The organism is Kitasatospora sp. MY 5-36 (assembly GCF_001182915.1).
Classification (GTDB): Bacteria; Actinomycetota; Actinomycetes; order Streptomycetales; family Streptomycetaceae; genus Kitasatospora.
In genome coordinates this window covers 26,936-41,114 of record NZ_LFVW01000030.1, presented here as the reverse complement: position 1 = coordinate 41,114, position 14,179 = coordinate 26,936, and the positions used below count along the sequence as shown (strand labels likewise).

The window sequence follows — 14,179 nt, the reverse complement described above, 5'->3', positions numbered from 1 at the left end:
CGCGCCCCCGGCCCCCAAGGCCGCCGCCCCGGCGCCGGCCGAGCCCGCTGCCGCCGCCGGCCCCGAGCTGATCCAGCTCCGCGGCCCGGCCAAGGCCGTCGCCACCAACATGGACGCCTCGCTGGAGGTGCCGACCGCGACCTCGGTCCGCGCCGTGCCGGCGAAGCTGTTGATCGACAACCGCATCGTCATCAACAACCACCTGCAGCGCGCCCGCGGCGGCAAGGTCTCCTTCACCCACCTGATCGGCTACGCCCTGGTCCAGGCCATCAAGGCCGCCCCGGGCATGAACTACAGCTACAAGGTGGAGAACGGCAAGGCCTTCCTGGTCAAGCCGGAGCACGTCAACCTCGGCCTGGCCATCGACCTGGTCAAGCCGAACGGCGACCGCCAGCTGGTCGTCGCGGCCATCAAGAAGGCCGAGACGCTCGACTTCTTCGGCTTCTGGCAGGCCTACGAGGACATCGTCCGCCGGGCCCGCGCCAACAAGCTGACCATGGACGACTTCACCGGCGTCACGGTCTCGCTGACCAACCCCGGCGGCATCGGCACCGTGCACTCCGTGCCGCGCCTGATGCAGAACCAGGGCACCATCGTCGGCGTCGGCGCCATGGAGTACCCGGCCGAGTTCCAGGGCTCCGCCCCGGAGACCCTGTCCCGGCTGGGCGTCTCCAAGATCATGACGCTGACCTCGACCTACGACCACCGCGTCATCCAGGGCGCGGCGTCCGGCGAGTTCCTGCGCGAGATCCACCGCCTGCTGCTCGGCGAAAAGGGCTTCTACGACGAGATCTTCGAGTCGCTGCGGATCCCGTACGAGCCGGTCCGCTGGGCCACCGACGTCGCCACCACCCACGACGACGAGGTCAACAAGACCGCGCGCGTCATGGAGCTGATCCACTCCTACCGGGTCCGCGGCCACCTCATGGCCGACACCGACCCGCTGGAGTACAAGCAGCGCAAGCACCCCGACCTGGACGTCACCACCCACGGCCTCACCCTGTGGGACCTGGAGCGCGAGTTCGCGGTCGGCGGCTTCGGCGGCCAGAAGATGATGAAGCTCCGCGACATCCTCGGCCTGCTGCGCAACACGTACTGCCGCACCGTCGGCATCGAGTACATGCACATCCAGGACCCGAAGCAGCGCAAGTGGCTGCAGGAGCGCCTGGAGAAGCCGTACGCGAAGCCCGAGCGCGAGGAGCAGCTGCGGATCCTCCGCCGCCTGAACTCGGCCGAGGCCTTCGAGACCTTCCTGCAGACCAAGTACGTCGGCCAGAAGCGCTTCTCGCTGGAGGGCGGTGAGTCGCTGATCGCGCTGCTGGACGCGACCATCGACTCCGCCGCCGAGCACCGCCTCGACGAGGCCGTCATCGGCATGGCCCACCGCGGCCGCCTGAACGTGCTGGCCAACATCGTCGGCAAGCCGTACGGCAAGATCTTCGGCGAGTTCGAGGGCAACCTCGACCCGAAGTCGATGCACGGCTCCGGCGACGTCAAGTACCACCTGGGCTCCGAGGGCACCTTCACCGGCCTGGACGGCGAGACCATCAAGGTCTCGCTCGCCGCGAACCCCTCCCACCTGGAGACGGTCGACCCGGTCGTCGAGGGCATCGCCCGCGCCAAGCAGGACATCCTGGACCAGGGCGGCACCACCTTCCCGGTGCTGCCGATCCAGGTCCACGGCGACGCGGCCTTCGCCGGCCAGGGCGTCGTCGCGGAGACCCTGAACATGTCGCAGCTGCGCGGCTACCGCACCGGCGGCACCGTGCACGTCGTGGTGAACAACCAGGTCGGCTTCACCGCCGCCCCGGCGTCCTCGCGCTCCTCGATGTACTGCACCGACGTGGCCCGCATGATCGAGGCCCCGATCTTCCACGTGAACGGCGACGACCCGGAGGCCGTGGTCCGCGTCGCGCGGCTCGCCTTCGAGTTCCGCCAGGCGTTCCACAAGGACGTGGTGATCGACCTCATCTGCTACCGCCGCCGTGGTCACAACGAGGCCGACAACCCGTCGTTCACCCAGCCGCTGATGTACGACCTGATCGACAAGAAGCGCTCGGTGCGCAAGCTGTACACCGAGGGCCTGATCGGTCGCGGCGACATCACCATGGAAGAGGCGGAGCAGGCGCTCCAGGACTTCCAGGGCCAGCTGGAGAAGGTCTTCGCCGAGGTCCGCGACGCGGCCCAGGCGCCGGCCGACGCCACCGCCGGCAAGCCGCAGGCCGACTTCCCGGTCAGCATCCAGACCGGCATCTCCCAGGAGATGGTCAAGCGGATCGCCGCCTCGCAGGTCAACCACCCGGACTGGCTGACCGTCCACCCGCGCCTGCTGCCGCAGCTGCAGCGCCGCGCCGCCTCGGTCGAGGACAACACCATCGACTGGGCGATGGGCGAGACCCTCGCCATCGGCTCGCTGCTGATGGAGGGCCACCCGGTCCGCCTGGCCGGCCAGGACAGCCGCCGCGGCACCTTCGGCCAGCGGCACGCCGTCCTGATCGACCGCAAGACCGGCGAGGACTACACCCCGCTGCAGTACCTCACCGAGGACCAGGCCCGCTACACCGTCTACGACAGCCTGCTGTCGGAGTACGCGGCCATGGGCTTCGAGTACGGCTACTCGCTGACCCGCCCGAACGCGCTGGTCATGTGGGAGGCGCAGTTCGGCGACTTCGTCAACGGCGCGCAGACCATGGTGGACGAGTACATCGCCTCCGCCGAGCAGAAGTGGGGCCAGCACTCCGGCGTCACCCTGCTGCTGCCGCACGGCTACGAGGGCCAGGGACCGGACCACTCGTCCGCCCGTCCGGAGCGTTTCCTGCAGATGTGCGCGCAGGACAACATGACGGTCGCGATGCCGACCCTGCCGTCGAACTACTTCCACCTGCTGCGCTGGCAGGCGCACAACCCGCACCACAAGCCGCTGGTCGTCTTCACCCCGAAGTCGATGCTGCGTCTGAAGGCCGCGGCGAGTGCGGCGGAGGAGTTCCTGTCCGGCTCGTTCCGCCCGGTCATCGGCGACTCCACCGTCGACCCGGCGCAGGTCCGCAAGGTGGTCATCACCGCCGGCAAGTTCTACTACGACCTGGCGGCGGCCCGCGCCGAGCGCGGCGTCACCGACACCGCGATCGTCCGGGTCGAGCGGCTCTACCCGCTGCCGGTGGCCGAGCTCCAGGAGGAGCTGGCCCGCTACGGCGACAACGTCCAGTTCGTCTGGGCGCAGGAGGAGCCGGCCAACCAGGGTGCCTGGCCGTTCATCGCGATGAACCTGGTCGACCACCTCCAGGTCGTCATCGGCCGCACCGGCGGCGACGCCCGTCTGCGCCGCGTCGCCCGTACCGCCGCCTCGTCCCCGGCGGTCGGCTCGGCCAAGCGGCACGCCGCCGAGCAGCAGGCGCTGGTCGAGGAGGTCTTCGCGCTCTGACGAGCCGAAGCCCGACGCTCTCCACGCCCGCGGCCCCGTCCTCCCCACCGGGAGGGCGGGGCCGCGGGCGTTCGCCGGGCCACCACCGGTACGACGGCCGACCGGCCCGGACTATCCTGACCAGGTCAATCCCCACCGGACCGGAGCGAACCGTGTACTTCACCGACCGAGGCATCGAGGAGCTGGAGAACCGGCGCGGCGAGGAGGAGGTCACCCTGGGGTGGCTGGCCGAGCAGCTGCGCACCTTCGTCGACCTCAACCCGGACTTCGAGGTCCCGGTCGAGCGGCTGGCCACCTGGCTGGCGCGGCTCGACGACGAGGACGACGAGTGACCCGGTGACGGCCGTCGCGAGGCCCGGGAGGCAACCGCCTCCCGGGCCTCACGCGTGTCCGGGTGCGGAAGGGTGCTGAAGGGTGCGGAGGGATGCGGAGGGATGCGGAACCCCGGGGGCCTCGTAGGGGAGGACTCGGGGACGGGTCGGGGACGGATCGGGGTCGGGTTCGGGGGTCGGGGCGCTTGACTCTGCCAGCACGCGATATATCGTCTTTAGAAGAGAACGCGATACATCGCGATCGACAACGGGAGGCGACGGACATGAGCCAGTGGACGGTCGAGGGCACCGAGAGGATCACCTTCGACGAGCCGGTGCGCGCGCTGCACGTGCGGACCATCGAGGGCACGGTGAACGTGGTGGCGGCCGAGGGCCCGACCCGCCTGGAGGTCACCGAGCTGGCCGGCGAGCCCCTGCACGTGACCCTGGTGGACGGCGTCCTGACGGTCACCTACAAGGACATCCACAGCTGGGGCGAGTTCGGCGACCGGCTCAAGTCGGTCGGCTCGGTGAAGGACCTCTTCGGCTCCTTCAAGCGCAAGCGGATCGCCGCCGTGACGGTGACCGTCCCGACCGAGGTCGAGGTCAAGGTCGGCACCGTGTCGGCCGACACCACCGTCAGCGGCGTCAGCGGGCACGTCTCGGTGCAGAGCGCCAACGGCGACACCACCCTCGCCGGGGTCACCGGCCAGATCGAGGCCGGCACCGTCACCGGCGACGTGGACGCCCACGCGGTCGGCGGCCGGCTCAAGGTCAACACCGTCTCCGGGCAGCTCACCGTGATCGCCGGCACCGCCGACCGGGTCCAGGCCAACACCGTCACCGGCGCCGTCACCCTGGACCTCGACGTGGCCGGCGAGACCGACGTCAAGGTCAACACCGTCAGCGGCGCCGTCGTGATCCGGATCCCCTCGCTGGCCGACGCCACCGTCGAGGCCGGCTCCACCAGCGGCGACGTCTCCAGCACCTTCGAGGAGCTCCAGATGAGCAGCACCTGGGGCGCCAAGAAGATCTCCGGCCGCCTCGGCGAGGGCCGCGGCAGCCTCCACGTCACCACCGTCTCCGGCGCGGTCACCGTGCTGCGCCGCCCCGAGGCGGAGGAGGACGGCCCGGTCGTGGTCAAGGAGCTCCCGGCCGGCCCGGGCACCCCGAACCTCACCAAGGAGGCCTGAGATGACCCCTGTGTTCGGCCACGGCCGGCTCCGCCTCTACCTGCTGAAGCTGCTGGACGAGGCCCCGCGGCACGGCTACGAGGTGATCCGGCTCCTGGAGGAGCGGTTCCAGGGCCTGTACGCCCCCTCGGCCGGGACGGTCTACCCGCGGCTGGCCAAGCTGGAGCAGGAGGGCCTGGTCGCCCACAGCACCGAGGGCGGCCGCAAGGTGTACCGGCTGACCGACGCCGGGCGCGCCGAACTCGAAGCCCGGCAGGTCGAGTTGGACGAGCTGGAGGTGGAGATCCGGGACTCCGTGGCGCAGCTCGCCGGGGCGATCCGCGAGGACGTCCGGGACAGCGCCAAGGACCTGCGCGAGGAGCTGTGGAACGCCGCCCGGCAGGCGCCCGGGCCGGAGCGCACCGAGCCCGGCGACCCGTGGGCCGGGCCCTGGGGCGACAACGAGTCCTGGCAGCGCGCCAAGGAGGAGTTCGCCCAGTTCAAGCAGCAGGCCAAGGAGCAGGCCAAGCGCGCCCGGGAGCAGGAGAAGGCCGCCAAGGCCAAGGCGAAGGCCGCCGAGGCGGAGGCCCGACGGCTGCGCGAGCAGGCCAAGGCCTCGCGCACCGCGGCCCAGCAGGAGGCGCTGCGGATCAAGCGCCGGGTCGAGCAGCAGGTGCGCGAGCACGCCGCGAAGGGCGACTGGCCGACCGGGCTGGCCGAGGGCCTGTCCGAGCTGACCAAGGGCCTGGCCGGCCTGGCCGACGCGGCCCGCTGGGGCCACGGCGCGGAGGAGCCGCCCGCCGAGCCCGCCGAGCGGGTCACCGTGACCAGGATCGACCTGGACAAGGACGGCTCCGACACCCCGGCCGACCTGCCGCCGTGGGCCGCCACCGACCCGGCCGGGGACCCGGCCCGCGAGCTGGAGCGGCTGCTCGACCGCTTCCGCGACCAGGTCCGCGACGCGGCCCGGGACGGCGGGGTGAACGCGGACACGCTGGCCGAGGCCCGTACGGTGCTGGGCGCCGCGGGCGAGCGGCTGAAGCGGCTGCTCGGCTGAGCCCGGAACGGCCCCTGCGGCCCGGTGCCCCCGTCACGGGAGGCACCGGGCCGCCGCACGCCCGCGGGCAGGCGTCAGGGGGTGGGGCTCCGTCAGGAGCGGGGTGCCGTCAGGGAGTGAGGACGATCTTCCCGAAGACGTCGCCCTCGGCGAGCCGGGCGAAGCCGTCCCGGGCCTCGGCCAGCGGCAGCACCGAGTCGATCACCGGCCGGACGCCGGTGTTGGCGCAGAACGCGAGCAGCCCGGCCAGCTCCTCCTTGGTGCCCATGGTCGAGCCGACCACCCTGAGCTCCAGGAAGAAGATCCGGTTCAGCTCGACGGAGCTCGGGTTGGTGCCGGAGGTGGCCCCCGAGATGACGATGGTGCCGCCCGGGCGCAGCGACTTCACCGAGTGCGACCAGGTCGCGGCGCCGACCGTCTCCAGCACCGCGTCCACCCGCTCGGGCAGCCGGGCGCCGCTCTCGAAGGCCGCGTCGGCGCCGAGCTCCACCGCCCGGGCGCGCTTGGCCTCGTCCCGACCGGTGACCCAGACCCGCAGGCCGGCCGCCTTGCCGAGGACGATCAGCGCGGTCGCCACGCCGCCGCCCGCCCCCTGCACCAGGACGGTGTCCCCGGGCTTGACCCCGGCGTTGGTGAACAGCATCCGGTAGGCCGTCAGCCAGGCGGTGGGCAGGCAGGCGGCCTGCTCGAAGCTCAGCCCGGCGGGCTTGGGCAGCAGGTTCCAGGTGGGCACCGCGACCCGCTGGGCGAAGGTGCCCTGGTAGCGCTCGGTCAGGATGGACCGCGGCTCGTCCGGGCCGACCCCGTGGCCGCTCTGGCCGATCACCGAGTGCAGGACCACCTCGTTGCCGTGCTCGTCGACGCCGGCGGCGTCGCAGCCGAGGATCATCGGCAGCCGCTCGGCGGGCAGGCCGACCCCGCGCAGCGACCACAGGTCGTGGTGGTTGAGGCTGGCGGCCCGGACGGTGACCACGCTCCACCCGGGGCGGGCCTGCGGCTCGGGGAGGTCGCCCAGCTCCAGCCCGCTCAGCGGGTCGGCGGCGTCGGTACGTGCGGCGTAGGCAGCGAACATGCCCCGGACGATAGCCGCGACGGCCGGGGCCGGGAACCACGCGGAGGTGTGACGCGTGTCCCGGCTGCTGCTCCCCCGCTCGCCTCCGGGCGCTCGGGGGGGCGCGGGGGAGCGGCCGCCGTGGCGGGCGCGCTCCCCCGATCACCTCGTCAGATCCGGGCGACGCCCTCCGCCCGGGCGGCCTCGGCGACGGCCTTGGTGACCGCCGGCGCGACCCGCTCGTCGAACGGCGAGGGGATGACCTTCTGCGGCGTCAGCTCGTCGGCCACGACGCCGGCCAGCGCCTTGGCGGCGGCCAGCTTCATGCCCTCGGTGATCCGGGAGGCGCGGACCTGGAGGGCGCCCGCGAAGATGCCCGGGAAGGCCAGCACGTTGTTGATCTGGTTCGGGAAGTCGCTGCGGCCGGTGGCCACCACGGCGGCGTACTTGTGGGCGACCTCCGGGTGGATCTCCGGGTTGGGGTTGGCCATCGCGAAGACGAACGCGCCCTCGGCCATGGTCGCCACGACCTCCTCCGGCACGGTGCCGCCGGAGACGCCGATGAACACGTCGGCGCCGGCCATCGCGTCGGCCAGCGAGCCCTTGAGGCCGGTGCGGTTGGTCCGCCCGGCGATCTCGGCCTTGACGTCGGTGAGGTCGCCGCGGCCCTCGTACACCACGCCCTTGCGGTCGCAGACGGCCACGTCGCCGATGCCGGCCGCGACCAGCATCTTGGCGATGGCGATGCCGGCCGCGCCGGCGCCGGAGATGACGGCCCGCAGCGAGCCGATCTCACGGCCCGTCACCTTGGCGGCGTTCCACAGGGCCGCGGTGGTGACGATCGCGGTGCCGTGCTGGTCGTCGTGGAAGACCGGGATGTCCAGGGCCTCCTGGAGCCGGCGCTCGATCTCGAAGCAGCGGGGCGCGGAGATGTCCTCCAGGTTGACGCCGCCGAAGGAGGGCGCCAGCCGGACCACGGTCTCGACGATCTCGTCGACCCCGGTGCAGTCGAGCGCGATCGGCACCGCGTCCACGCCGCCGAACTGCTTGAACAGGATGGCCTTGCCCTCCATCACGGGCAGCGAGGCCTGCGGGCCGATGTCGCCGAGGCCCAGCACCGCGGTGCCGTCGGTGACCACCGCGACGGTGTTGGACTTCCAGGTGTAGTCGTTGACCAGCTCCGGCTGCTCGGCGATGGCCGTGCAGACCCGGGCGACACCGGGGGTGTAGGCGAGGGACAGGTCGTCCGCGTCGCGCACCGGGACGGTCGCCCGGATCTCCATCTTCCCGCCGCGGTGGAGCGCGAAGACCGCGTCGACCGGATCCTCGGTGTCCTGGGTGCTGCTGTGAATGATCTCCGCTGCCACGATGACCTCTTCGTCATTGATCTGGCGAGGACGCGCGGCCGACGGGCAGGGCGACCCGTCCGGAAACCGGAAACCGGGTACGCCGAAGCGGACCCGGGGTCGGGGTCGGGGCGCTGCCGTCGGGCGGCGCCCTCGGATGAGGGTTGTATGGGGTCTGTGTTGTCCGCGTTGTGCTTCCGGGCCGAGCGTAGGTCGGAGGAAGGCATCGCACCTATGCCTTTTCGTCCTCGTCACGTACGGTTCATCGCCGCGCTGTCGCGTCACAGGGGCCCGGCGTCGGAAGCGCCGGGCTCCGGCGGCGGCAACGGCATGAGCGCACGCGCACCCGCAGGAGTGAACACAGGCCGAAGGGGATTCGGTGCCCCGGATACGGAGCCGCGTGAGGACTTCCGTTCCCGGGCACCCCGAGCCTGTCGGGGCTCGTCGGCCTGGTTCGAGCGTTCGGGGGTCACCCGGTACCGAATTCTGACACACCCGCCGCCGGGCCCGGCAGGGCGGGATGGCAGGATCGCTTGTCCGCCATTTCGCGTACACCCGTGCGACACCGTGGCGGCCCCACCTCCCTCCCTCAGGAGCCGCCCTCATGCCGCACGTCCGCCACGCCCTCCGTCCGGTCCCGGCCGGCGCCGCCCTGGCCGCCGCCGGAGCCCTCCTGCTGACCGGCTGCGGCGGCGGGCAGGCCGCCCCGGGCGACCCGGTCAAGGACCTCCGCGGCAAGCTGCCGAAGGCCCAGCGGTCGGCCGGCGCGCTGCGGGTCGGCATGGACGTCAACTACGCCCCGGTGGAGTTCCGCGGCCCGGACGGCAAGCCGACCGGCCTCGACCCGGACCTCGCCGCCGCCCTGGGCCGGATCCTCGACGTGCGGGTCGAGTTCGTCGACACCCCCTTCGACAAGCTGGTGCCGAACCTCCAGGCCAAGCAGTACGACGTGGCGATGTCCGCGCTCAGCGACACCCGCCGGCGCCGGGACGCGGTGGACGAGACCGGCAAGCCGACCGGCCCGGGCGTGGACTTCGTGGACTACTTCATCGCGGGCACCTCGATCGTCGTCCCGAAGGGCAACCCCAAGGGGATCAGGGGCCTGGACGACCTGTGCGGCAAGACCGTCGCGTTCCAGCAGGGCACCACCCAGGACGAGATCGTCACCCGCCAGGTCGGCGTCTGCGCCCGGGCCGGCCGCCCGCTGACCCCGCACAAGCTGGACACCGACACCAAGGCGCTGGCCGAGGTCGCCTCCGGCGCCGCCGCGGCCGGCCTGAACGACTACCCGGTGGCCGCCTACGCGGCGAAGACCACCGACGGCGGCGCCCGCTTCGAGGTGACCGGCGGGCAGTCCACCTCCAACCCGTACGGGATCGCGGTGCGCAAGGACGACGGGCCGCTGCGGGACGTGCTGGCCGGGGCGATCGACCAGCTGATCCGCAGCGGCGAGTACGACAAGATCCTGGCCAAGTGGAACGTCGGCGCCGGCGCGGCGCAGAACGCGGTGGTCAACGGGGGCATCTGAGGCGGGGGCGGCGGGCCTCCGGGGACGGCACGGACCGATCTGCATACTTATGCGCAGAGTGACAGGGGCGCGGAATAAGTCCGAATAGCGGACAGCGCGACCCCTCGTTATCCGATTTTGATCTGGATGAGGGCCACCTGACTGTCATCAGATGGCAGGATTCCCCCCATCTCGGATCGAGCCGGCCACTGGTCGAGGCCGTCCGGTCAACGTCCACCTCGGCGGAGGGTGGCGGAAGCAGTACCTCGTACAACCCCGGACGGCTCCCCCGCGCCCGGGCAACTGCACGACCCGGCCTGCACGTACGACGACGTACGGCGACACGCACCCGTACCGAGCCGCGCGGCTCGCCGTTCCGGTGCGCCGCTCCCGCGGCGCGCTCCGCCCGACCTCTCTCCCCCAGGATGGAGATCCCCCTCATGACCACCCGTACCCAGCGCAGCCGGCTCTTCGCAGCCGGTGTGGTCGCCGCCTCGGTCTCCCTGGTGCTGACCGGTTGCAGCAGCAGCAAGAGCGAGAGCAGCGGCGCCCCCAACGCCTCCGCGACCGTCAACGAGGTCAAGGCCGACCCCAAACTGGCCGGGCTCGTCCCGGACGACGTCAAGGCCGCCGGCAAGCTCCTGGTCGGCGCCGACGCCTCGTACGCGCCGGACGAGTTCAAGGACGACAGCGGCAAGGTCATCGGCATGGACGTCGACCTGGCCAACGCCATCGCGGCCAAGCTCGGGCTGAAGGCCGAGGTCCAGGACTCCGGCTTCACCGCGATCATCCCCGGCATCCAGTCGAACAAGTTCCAGCTCGGCATGTCGTCCTTCACGGACAACAAGGAGCGCGAGCAGATCGTCGACATGGTCACCTACTTCAACTCCGGCAGCGCCGTCGCGGTGAAGAAGGGCAACCCGGAGAAGATCGACCCGAAGGACCTCTGCGGCAAGAAGGTCGCCGTCCAGACCGGCACCACCCAGGCCGACGAGATCAAGGACACCCGCGACCCGGACTGCGCCAAGGCCGGCAAGCCGGGCGTCCAGAACGGCGGCGACAAGTTCGACCTCCAGACGGACGTCACCAACGCCGTGGTCTCCGGGCGCGACCAGGCGATGATGGCCGACTCCCAGGTCGTCGACTACGCGATCAAGCAGTCCGGCGGCCAGCTGGAGAAGGTCGGCGAGACCTACGGCGTGGCCCCCTACGGCGTCGCGCTGGCCAAGGGCTCCAAGCTCACCCCGGCCGTCCAGGGGGCCGTCCAGTCGCTGATCGACGACGGCACCTACAAGCAGATCCTCGCCAAGTGGGGGGTCGAGTCCGGCGCCATCACCACCTCGACCGTCAACGGCGCCGTCAGCTGACCCTCGTCCGCTCCATCTTCTCCCCCGAGGCCACACCGTGAACTCTTTGGACAAGGGGACGGCGGAGCAGGGCCGGCCCGAGACCATCAAGGCCGTCCCCGTCCGCCACCCCGGACGCTGGGCCGGCGCCGTCGTCATCGCCGTACTCGCGGCGATGCTGGTGAGCGCCCTCTTCACCAACCCCGCTTTCAAGTGGGACATCGTCGGTCAGTACCTGTTCCACGACAGCATCATGCACGGCCTGCTGGTGACGCTGGAACTTACCGTGCTCGCCATGCTCATGGGTGTGGTCGGCGGCATCGTCCTCGCGGTGATGCGCCTGTCCCCGAACCCGCTGCTGGCCGGCGTCGCGTGGGTCTACATCTGGATCTTCCGCGGCACCCCGGTGCTGGTGCAGCTGGTGTTCTGGAACTTCCTCGGCCTGATCTGGGCCAAGCTGTCGATCGGCGTCCCGTGGGGGCCGGAGTTCTGGTCCGAGCAGACCAACGTGCTGATCCCGACCTTCGTCGCCGCGCTGCTGGGCCTCGGCCTCAACGAGGCCGCCTACATGGCGGAGATCGTCCGCGGCGGCATCCAGTCGGTGGACGAGGGCCAGACCGAGGCCGCGCACGCGCTCGGCATGAGCCGGTTCCAGACCATGCGCCGGATCGTCCTGCCGCAGGCCATGCGGGTGATCATCCCGCCGACCGGCAACGAGACCATCTCGATGCTGAAGACCACCTCGCTGGTCTCCGTGATCTCCCTGGAGGAGATCTTCCGGGCCGGCCAGGTCATCTACTCCCGGAACTACCAGAACATCCCGCTGCTGATCGTGGTCAGCCTCTGGTACCTGTTCTTCACCTCGGTGCTGACCATCGGCCAGTACTACATCGAGCGCCACTACGCCCGAGGTTCCAACCGCACCCTCCCGCCCACCCCGCTGCAGCGGCTGCGGAGGCTGTTCGCCGGGAAGCCCGCCCCCAGGACGACCGCCGACGTCGTCCCGGGGCTCGAGGGAGGTGGTCACGTATGACCGATCCGACCAAGTCCCCCGCCGGCGGCGCGTCCGGCGAGCCGATGGTCCGCGCCGAGAACGTGCACAAGTCGTACGGCCTGGTCGAGGTGCTCAAGGGCATCGACCTGGAGGTCAGGCAGGGCGAGGTGTTCTGCCTGATCGGCCCGTCCGGCTCCGGCAAGTCGACCTTCCTGCGGTGCATCAACCACCTGGAGAAGATCAACGGCGGCCGCCTCTGGGTGGACGGCGAGCTGGTCGGCTACCGGCAGAAGGGCGACCGGCTGCACGAGCTCAGGGACCGCGAGGTCGCCCTCAAGCGGCGCGACATCGGCATGGTCTTCCAGCGCTTCAACCTGTTCCCGCACATGACCGCCGTCGAGAACGTCATGGAGGCGCCGGTCCAGGTCAAGGGCGAGAGCCGGGCCGACGCCCGCGAGCGCGGGATGGCCCTGCTGGAGCGGGTCGGCCTCGCCGACAAGGCGAAGAACTACCCCTCGCAGCTCTCCGGCGGCCAGCAGCAGCGCGTGGCGATCGCCCGCGCGCTGGCCATGAAGCCCAAGCTGATGCTCTTCGACGAGCCGACCTCCGCGCTCGACCCGGAGCTGGTCGGCGACGTCCTCGACGTCATGCGCGGCCTCGCCGAGGAGGGCATGACCATGGTGGTCGTCACCCACGAGATGGGCTTCGCCCGCGAGGTCGGCGACGCGCTGGTGTTCATGGACGGCGGGGTGGTGGTCGAGTCCGGCAACCCCCGCGAGGTGCTCACCGACCCGCAGCACGAGCGCACCAGGGCCTTCCTCTCCAAGGTGCTCTGAGCCCGTACGCCCGGCGCCCGGCAGGTCACTCCTGCCGGGCGCCGTCGTTTTGCCCGCCCGGGTAATAGGCTGGAGGCAGTCAGCCCGTTACCGACCCCCCTGGAAGGACCCCTGTGGAGCTCGCCGCCTACGCCGATCTCGCCGTCCGGCTGGTGAACACCGAGGAGCCCGAGCGCGGCACCGACTCGCTGACCTCCGTGGAGGCGGTGCGCGGTCTCTTCTCCGACTCCTCGCGGGCCCGCTCGCTCGCCGACGAGTCCGACGTGCCCCGGCTGCGGGCGGTGCGGACCCGGCTGCGCGGGGTCTTCGAGGCCGCCGCCGGCGGGGACGAGATCCGCGGCGTCGACCTGCTGAACAGCCTGCTGATGGAGTACCCGGTCAGCCCGCTGATCTCCGGGCACGACTACCTGGACGACGCCGGGCGGCCGCGCTGGCACCTGCACCTGGCCGACAACTCCCCCACCGCCACCGCCCACTTCAGCGCGGTCGCCTGCATGGGCCTGGCCGTCCACCTCACCGAGCTGGGCGCCGACCGGCTCGGCATCTGCCAGGCCGCGCCCTGCCGCAACGCCTACCTGGACACCTCGACCAACCGCTCCCGCCGCTACTGCTCGGACCGCTGCGCGACCCGCGCCAACGTGGCCGCCTACCGGGCCCGCAAGCGCCTGGAGGCGGAGGCGGCGGCCCGGGCGTAGCGGCCCGCTAGACCTCCTCGACCCAGGCGCCGAGCCGGCGGGCCAGGCCCGGCACCCGGGCCAGCCGCGGGGTGAGCAGCAGCCGCTCCAGCCGGCGCCCCGGCGCCAGCCAGACCGGGCTCGGGCGCAGCCGCAGCAGCACCCGGCCGAGCACCAGCTCGTCCGGGACGGCGCCGTAGCTGCGGCTGTCGCTGTCCACCGGGCGGTTGTCGGAGAGCAGCCACCAGCCCGTGGCCCGGCGCTCGGCGGCCCGCTTCACCACCAGCAGGTCCTGCTGGAAGGGGTGCCGGAAGACCACCACCGCGCCGGGCCGGATCGGCGCGCCGTAGCGGACCAGCAGCCGGTCGCCCTCGCGCAGGGTCGGGACCATCGACGGCCCCGCCACGTCGACCAGCCCGAACGGCAGCGCGCCGCCCGGGCCGCGCTCCCCCGCCCCGGCGCCC

Annotated in this window: 12 protein-coding genes; 9 read left to right on the top strand and 3 right to left on the bottom strand. The window is 71.8% G+C overall.

Annotated elements, in window-relative coordinates; translation table 11 throughout:
- From AE652_RS02680 to AE652_RS02665, 4 genes are all read left to right on the top strand, one after another.
- Window positions 1–3,421, top strand: a 3,421-nt coding sequence (locus AE652_RS02680; RefSeq protein ID WP_049649446.1) for a multifunctional oxoglutarate decarboxylase/oxoglutarate dehydrogenase thiamine pyrophosphate-binding subunit/dihydrolipoyllysine-residue succinyltransferase subunit, incomplete at its 5' end; no start/stop codon positions are given.
- Window positions 3,422–3,573: 152 nt separating this feature from the next.
- The gene (locus AE652_RS02675) at window positions 3,574–3,753 is read left to right on the top strand and encodes a DUF6104 family protein (protein WP_049649445.1); all 180 of its coding nucleotides are present in this window, start codon (window positions 3,574–3,576) and stop codon (window positions 3,751–3,753) included.
- A gap of 263 nt (window positions 3,754–4,016) precedes the next feature.
- Window positions 4,017–4,925 (top strand): DUF4097 family beta strand repeat-containing protein, encoded by a 909-nt coding sequence (locus AE652_RS02670; protein ID WP_049649444.1) that lies wholly within the window; start codon window positions 4,017–4,019, stop codon window positions 4,923–4,925.
- Window position 4,926: 1 nt separating this feature from the next.
- Window positions 4,927–5,961: a PadR family transcriptional regulator gene (locus tag AE652_RS02665; protein WP_049649443.1), complete on the top strand. Its 1,035-nt coding sequence runs from the start codon at window positions 4,927–4,929 to the stop codon at window positions 5,959–5,961.
- A gap of 109 nt (window positions 5,962–6,070) precedes the next feature.
- Here the strand turns inward: AE652_RS02665 and AE652_RS02660 are convergent, their stop codons facing one another.
- On the bottom strand, window positions 6,071–7,033 hold the full coding sequence (locus AE652_RS02660; RefSeq protein WP_049649442.1) for a quinone oxidoreductase: 963 nt from the start codon (window positions 7,031–7,033) through the stop codon (window positions 6,071–6,073).
- A 149-nt stretch (window positions 7,034–7,182) separates the two neighbouring features.
- Window positions 7,183–8,379 carry an NADP-dependent malic enzyme gene (locus AE652_RS02655; protein ID WP_049649441.1) on the bottom strand — a complete coding sequence of 399 codons (1,197 nt, stop codon included), beginning with the start codon at window positions 8,377–8,379 and terminating at the stop codon, window positions 7,183–7,185.
- Window positions 8,380–8,962: 583 nt separating this feature from the next.
- Between AE652_RS02655 and AE652_RS02650 the strand changes: the two genes are divergently transcribed.
- The 5 genes from AE652_RS02650 (at window position 8,963) to AE652_RS02630 (ending at window position 13,736) form a co-directional block, all read left to right on the top strand.
- The gene (locus tag AE652_RS02650; protein WP_049649440.1) at window positions 8,963–9,886 is read left to right on the top strand and encodes an ABC transporter substrate-binding protein; all 924 of its coding nucleotides are present in this window, start codon (window positions 8,963–8,965) and stop codon (window positions 9,884–9,886) included.
- Between the two features lie 419 nt (window positions 9,887–10,305).
- Complete coding sequence (locus AE652_RS02645; protein WP_063780035.1) at window positions 10,306–11,232, top strand: ABC transporter substrate-binding protein; 927 nt, start codon at window positions 10,306–10,308, stop codon at window positions 11,230–11,232.
- Window positions 11,233–11,269: 37 nt separating this feature from the next.
- On the top strand, window positions 11,270–12,244 hold the full coding sequence (locus tag AE652_RS02640; protein WP_049649438.1) for an amino acid ABC transporter permease: 975 nt from the start codon (window positions 11,270–11,272) through the stop codon (window positions 12,242–12,244).
- A complete protein-coding gene (locus AE652_RS02635; protein WP_049649437.1) occupies window positions 12,241–13,041 on the top strand; it encodes an amino acid ABC transporter ATP-binding protein in 801 nt (266 codons plus the stop codon). The genes AE652_RS02640 and AE652_RS02635 overlap by 4 nt, the downstream gene beginning before the upstream one ends.
- A 113-nt stretch (window positions 13,042–13,154) precedes the next feature.
- On the top strand, window positions 13,155–13,736 hold the full coding sequence (locus AE652_RS02630; protein ID WP_049649436.1) for a CGNR zinc finger domain-containing protein: 582 nt from the start codon (window positions 13,155–13,157) through the stop codon (window positions 13,734–13,736).
- Window positions 13,737–13,743: 7 nt separating this feature from the next.
- On the opposite strand, the gene sodX is transcribed toward AE652_RS02630, so the two are convergent.
- Window positions 13,744–14,106 (bottom strand): nickel-type superoxide dismutase maturation protease, encoded by a 363-nt coding sequence (gene sodX / locus AE652_RS02625; RefSeq protein ID WP_082345175.1) that lies wholly within the window; start codon window positions 14,104–14,106, stop codon window positions 13,744–13,746.
- Window positions 14,107–14,179 lie beyond the last annotated feature (73 nt).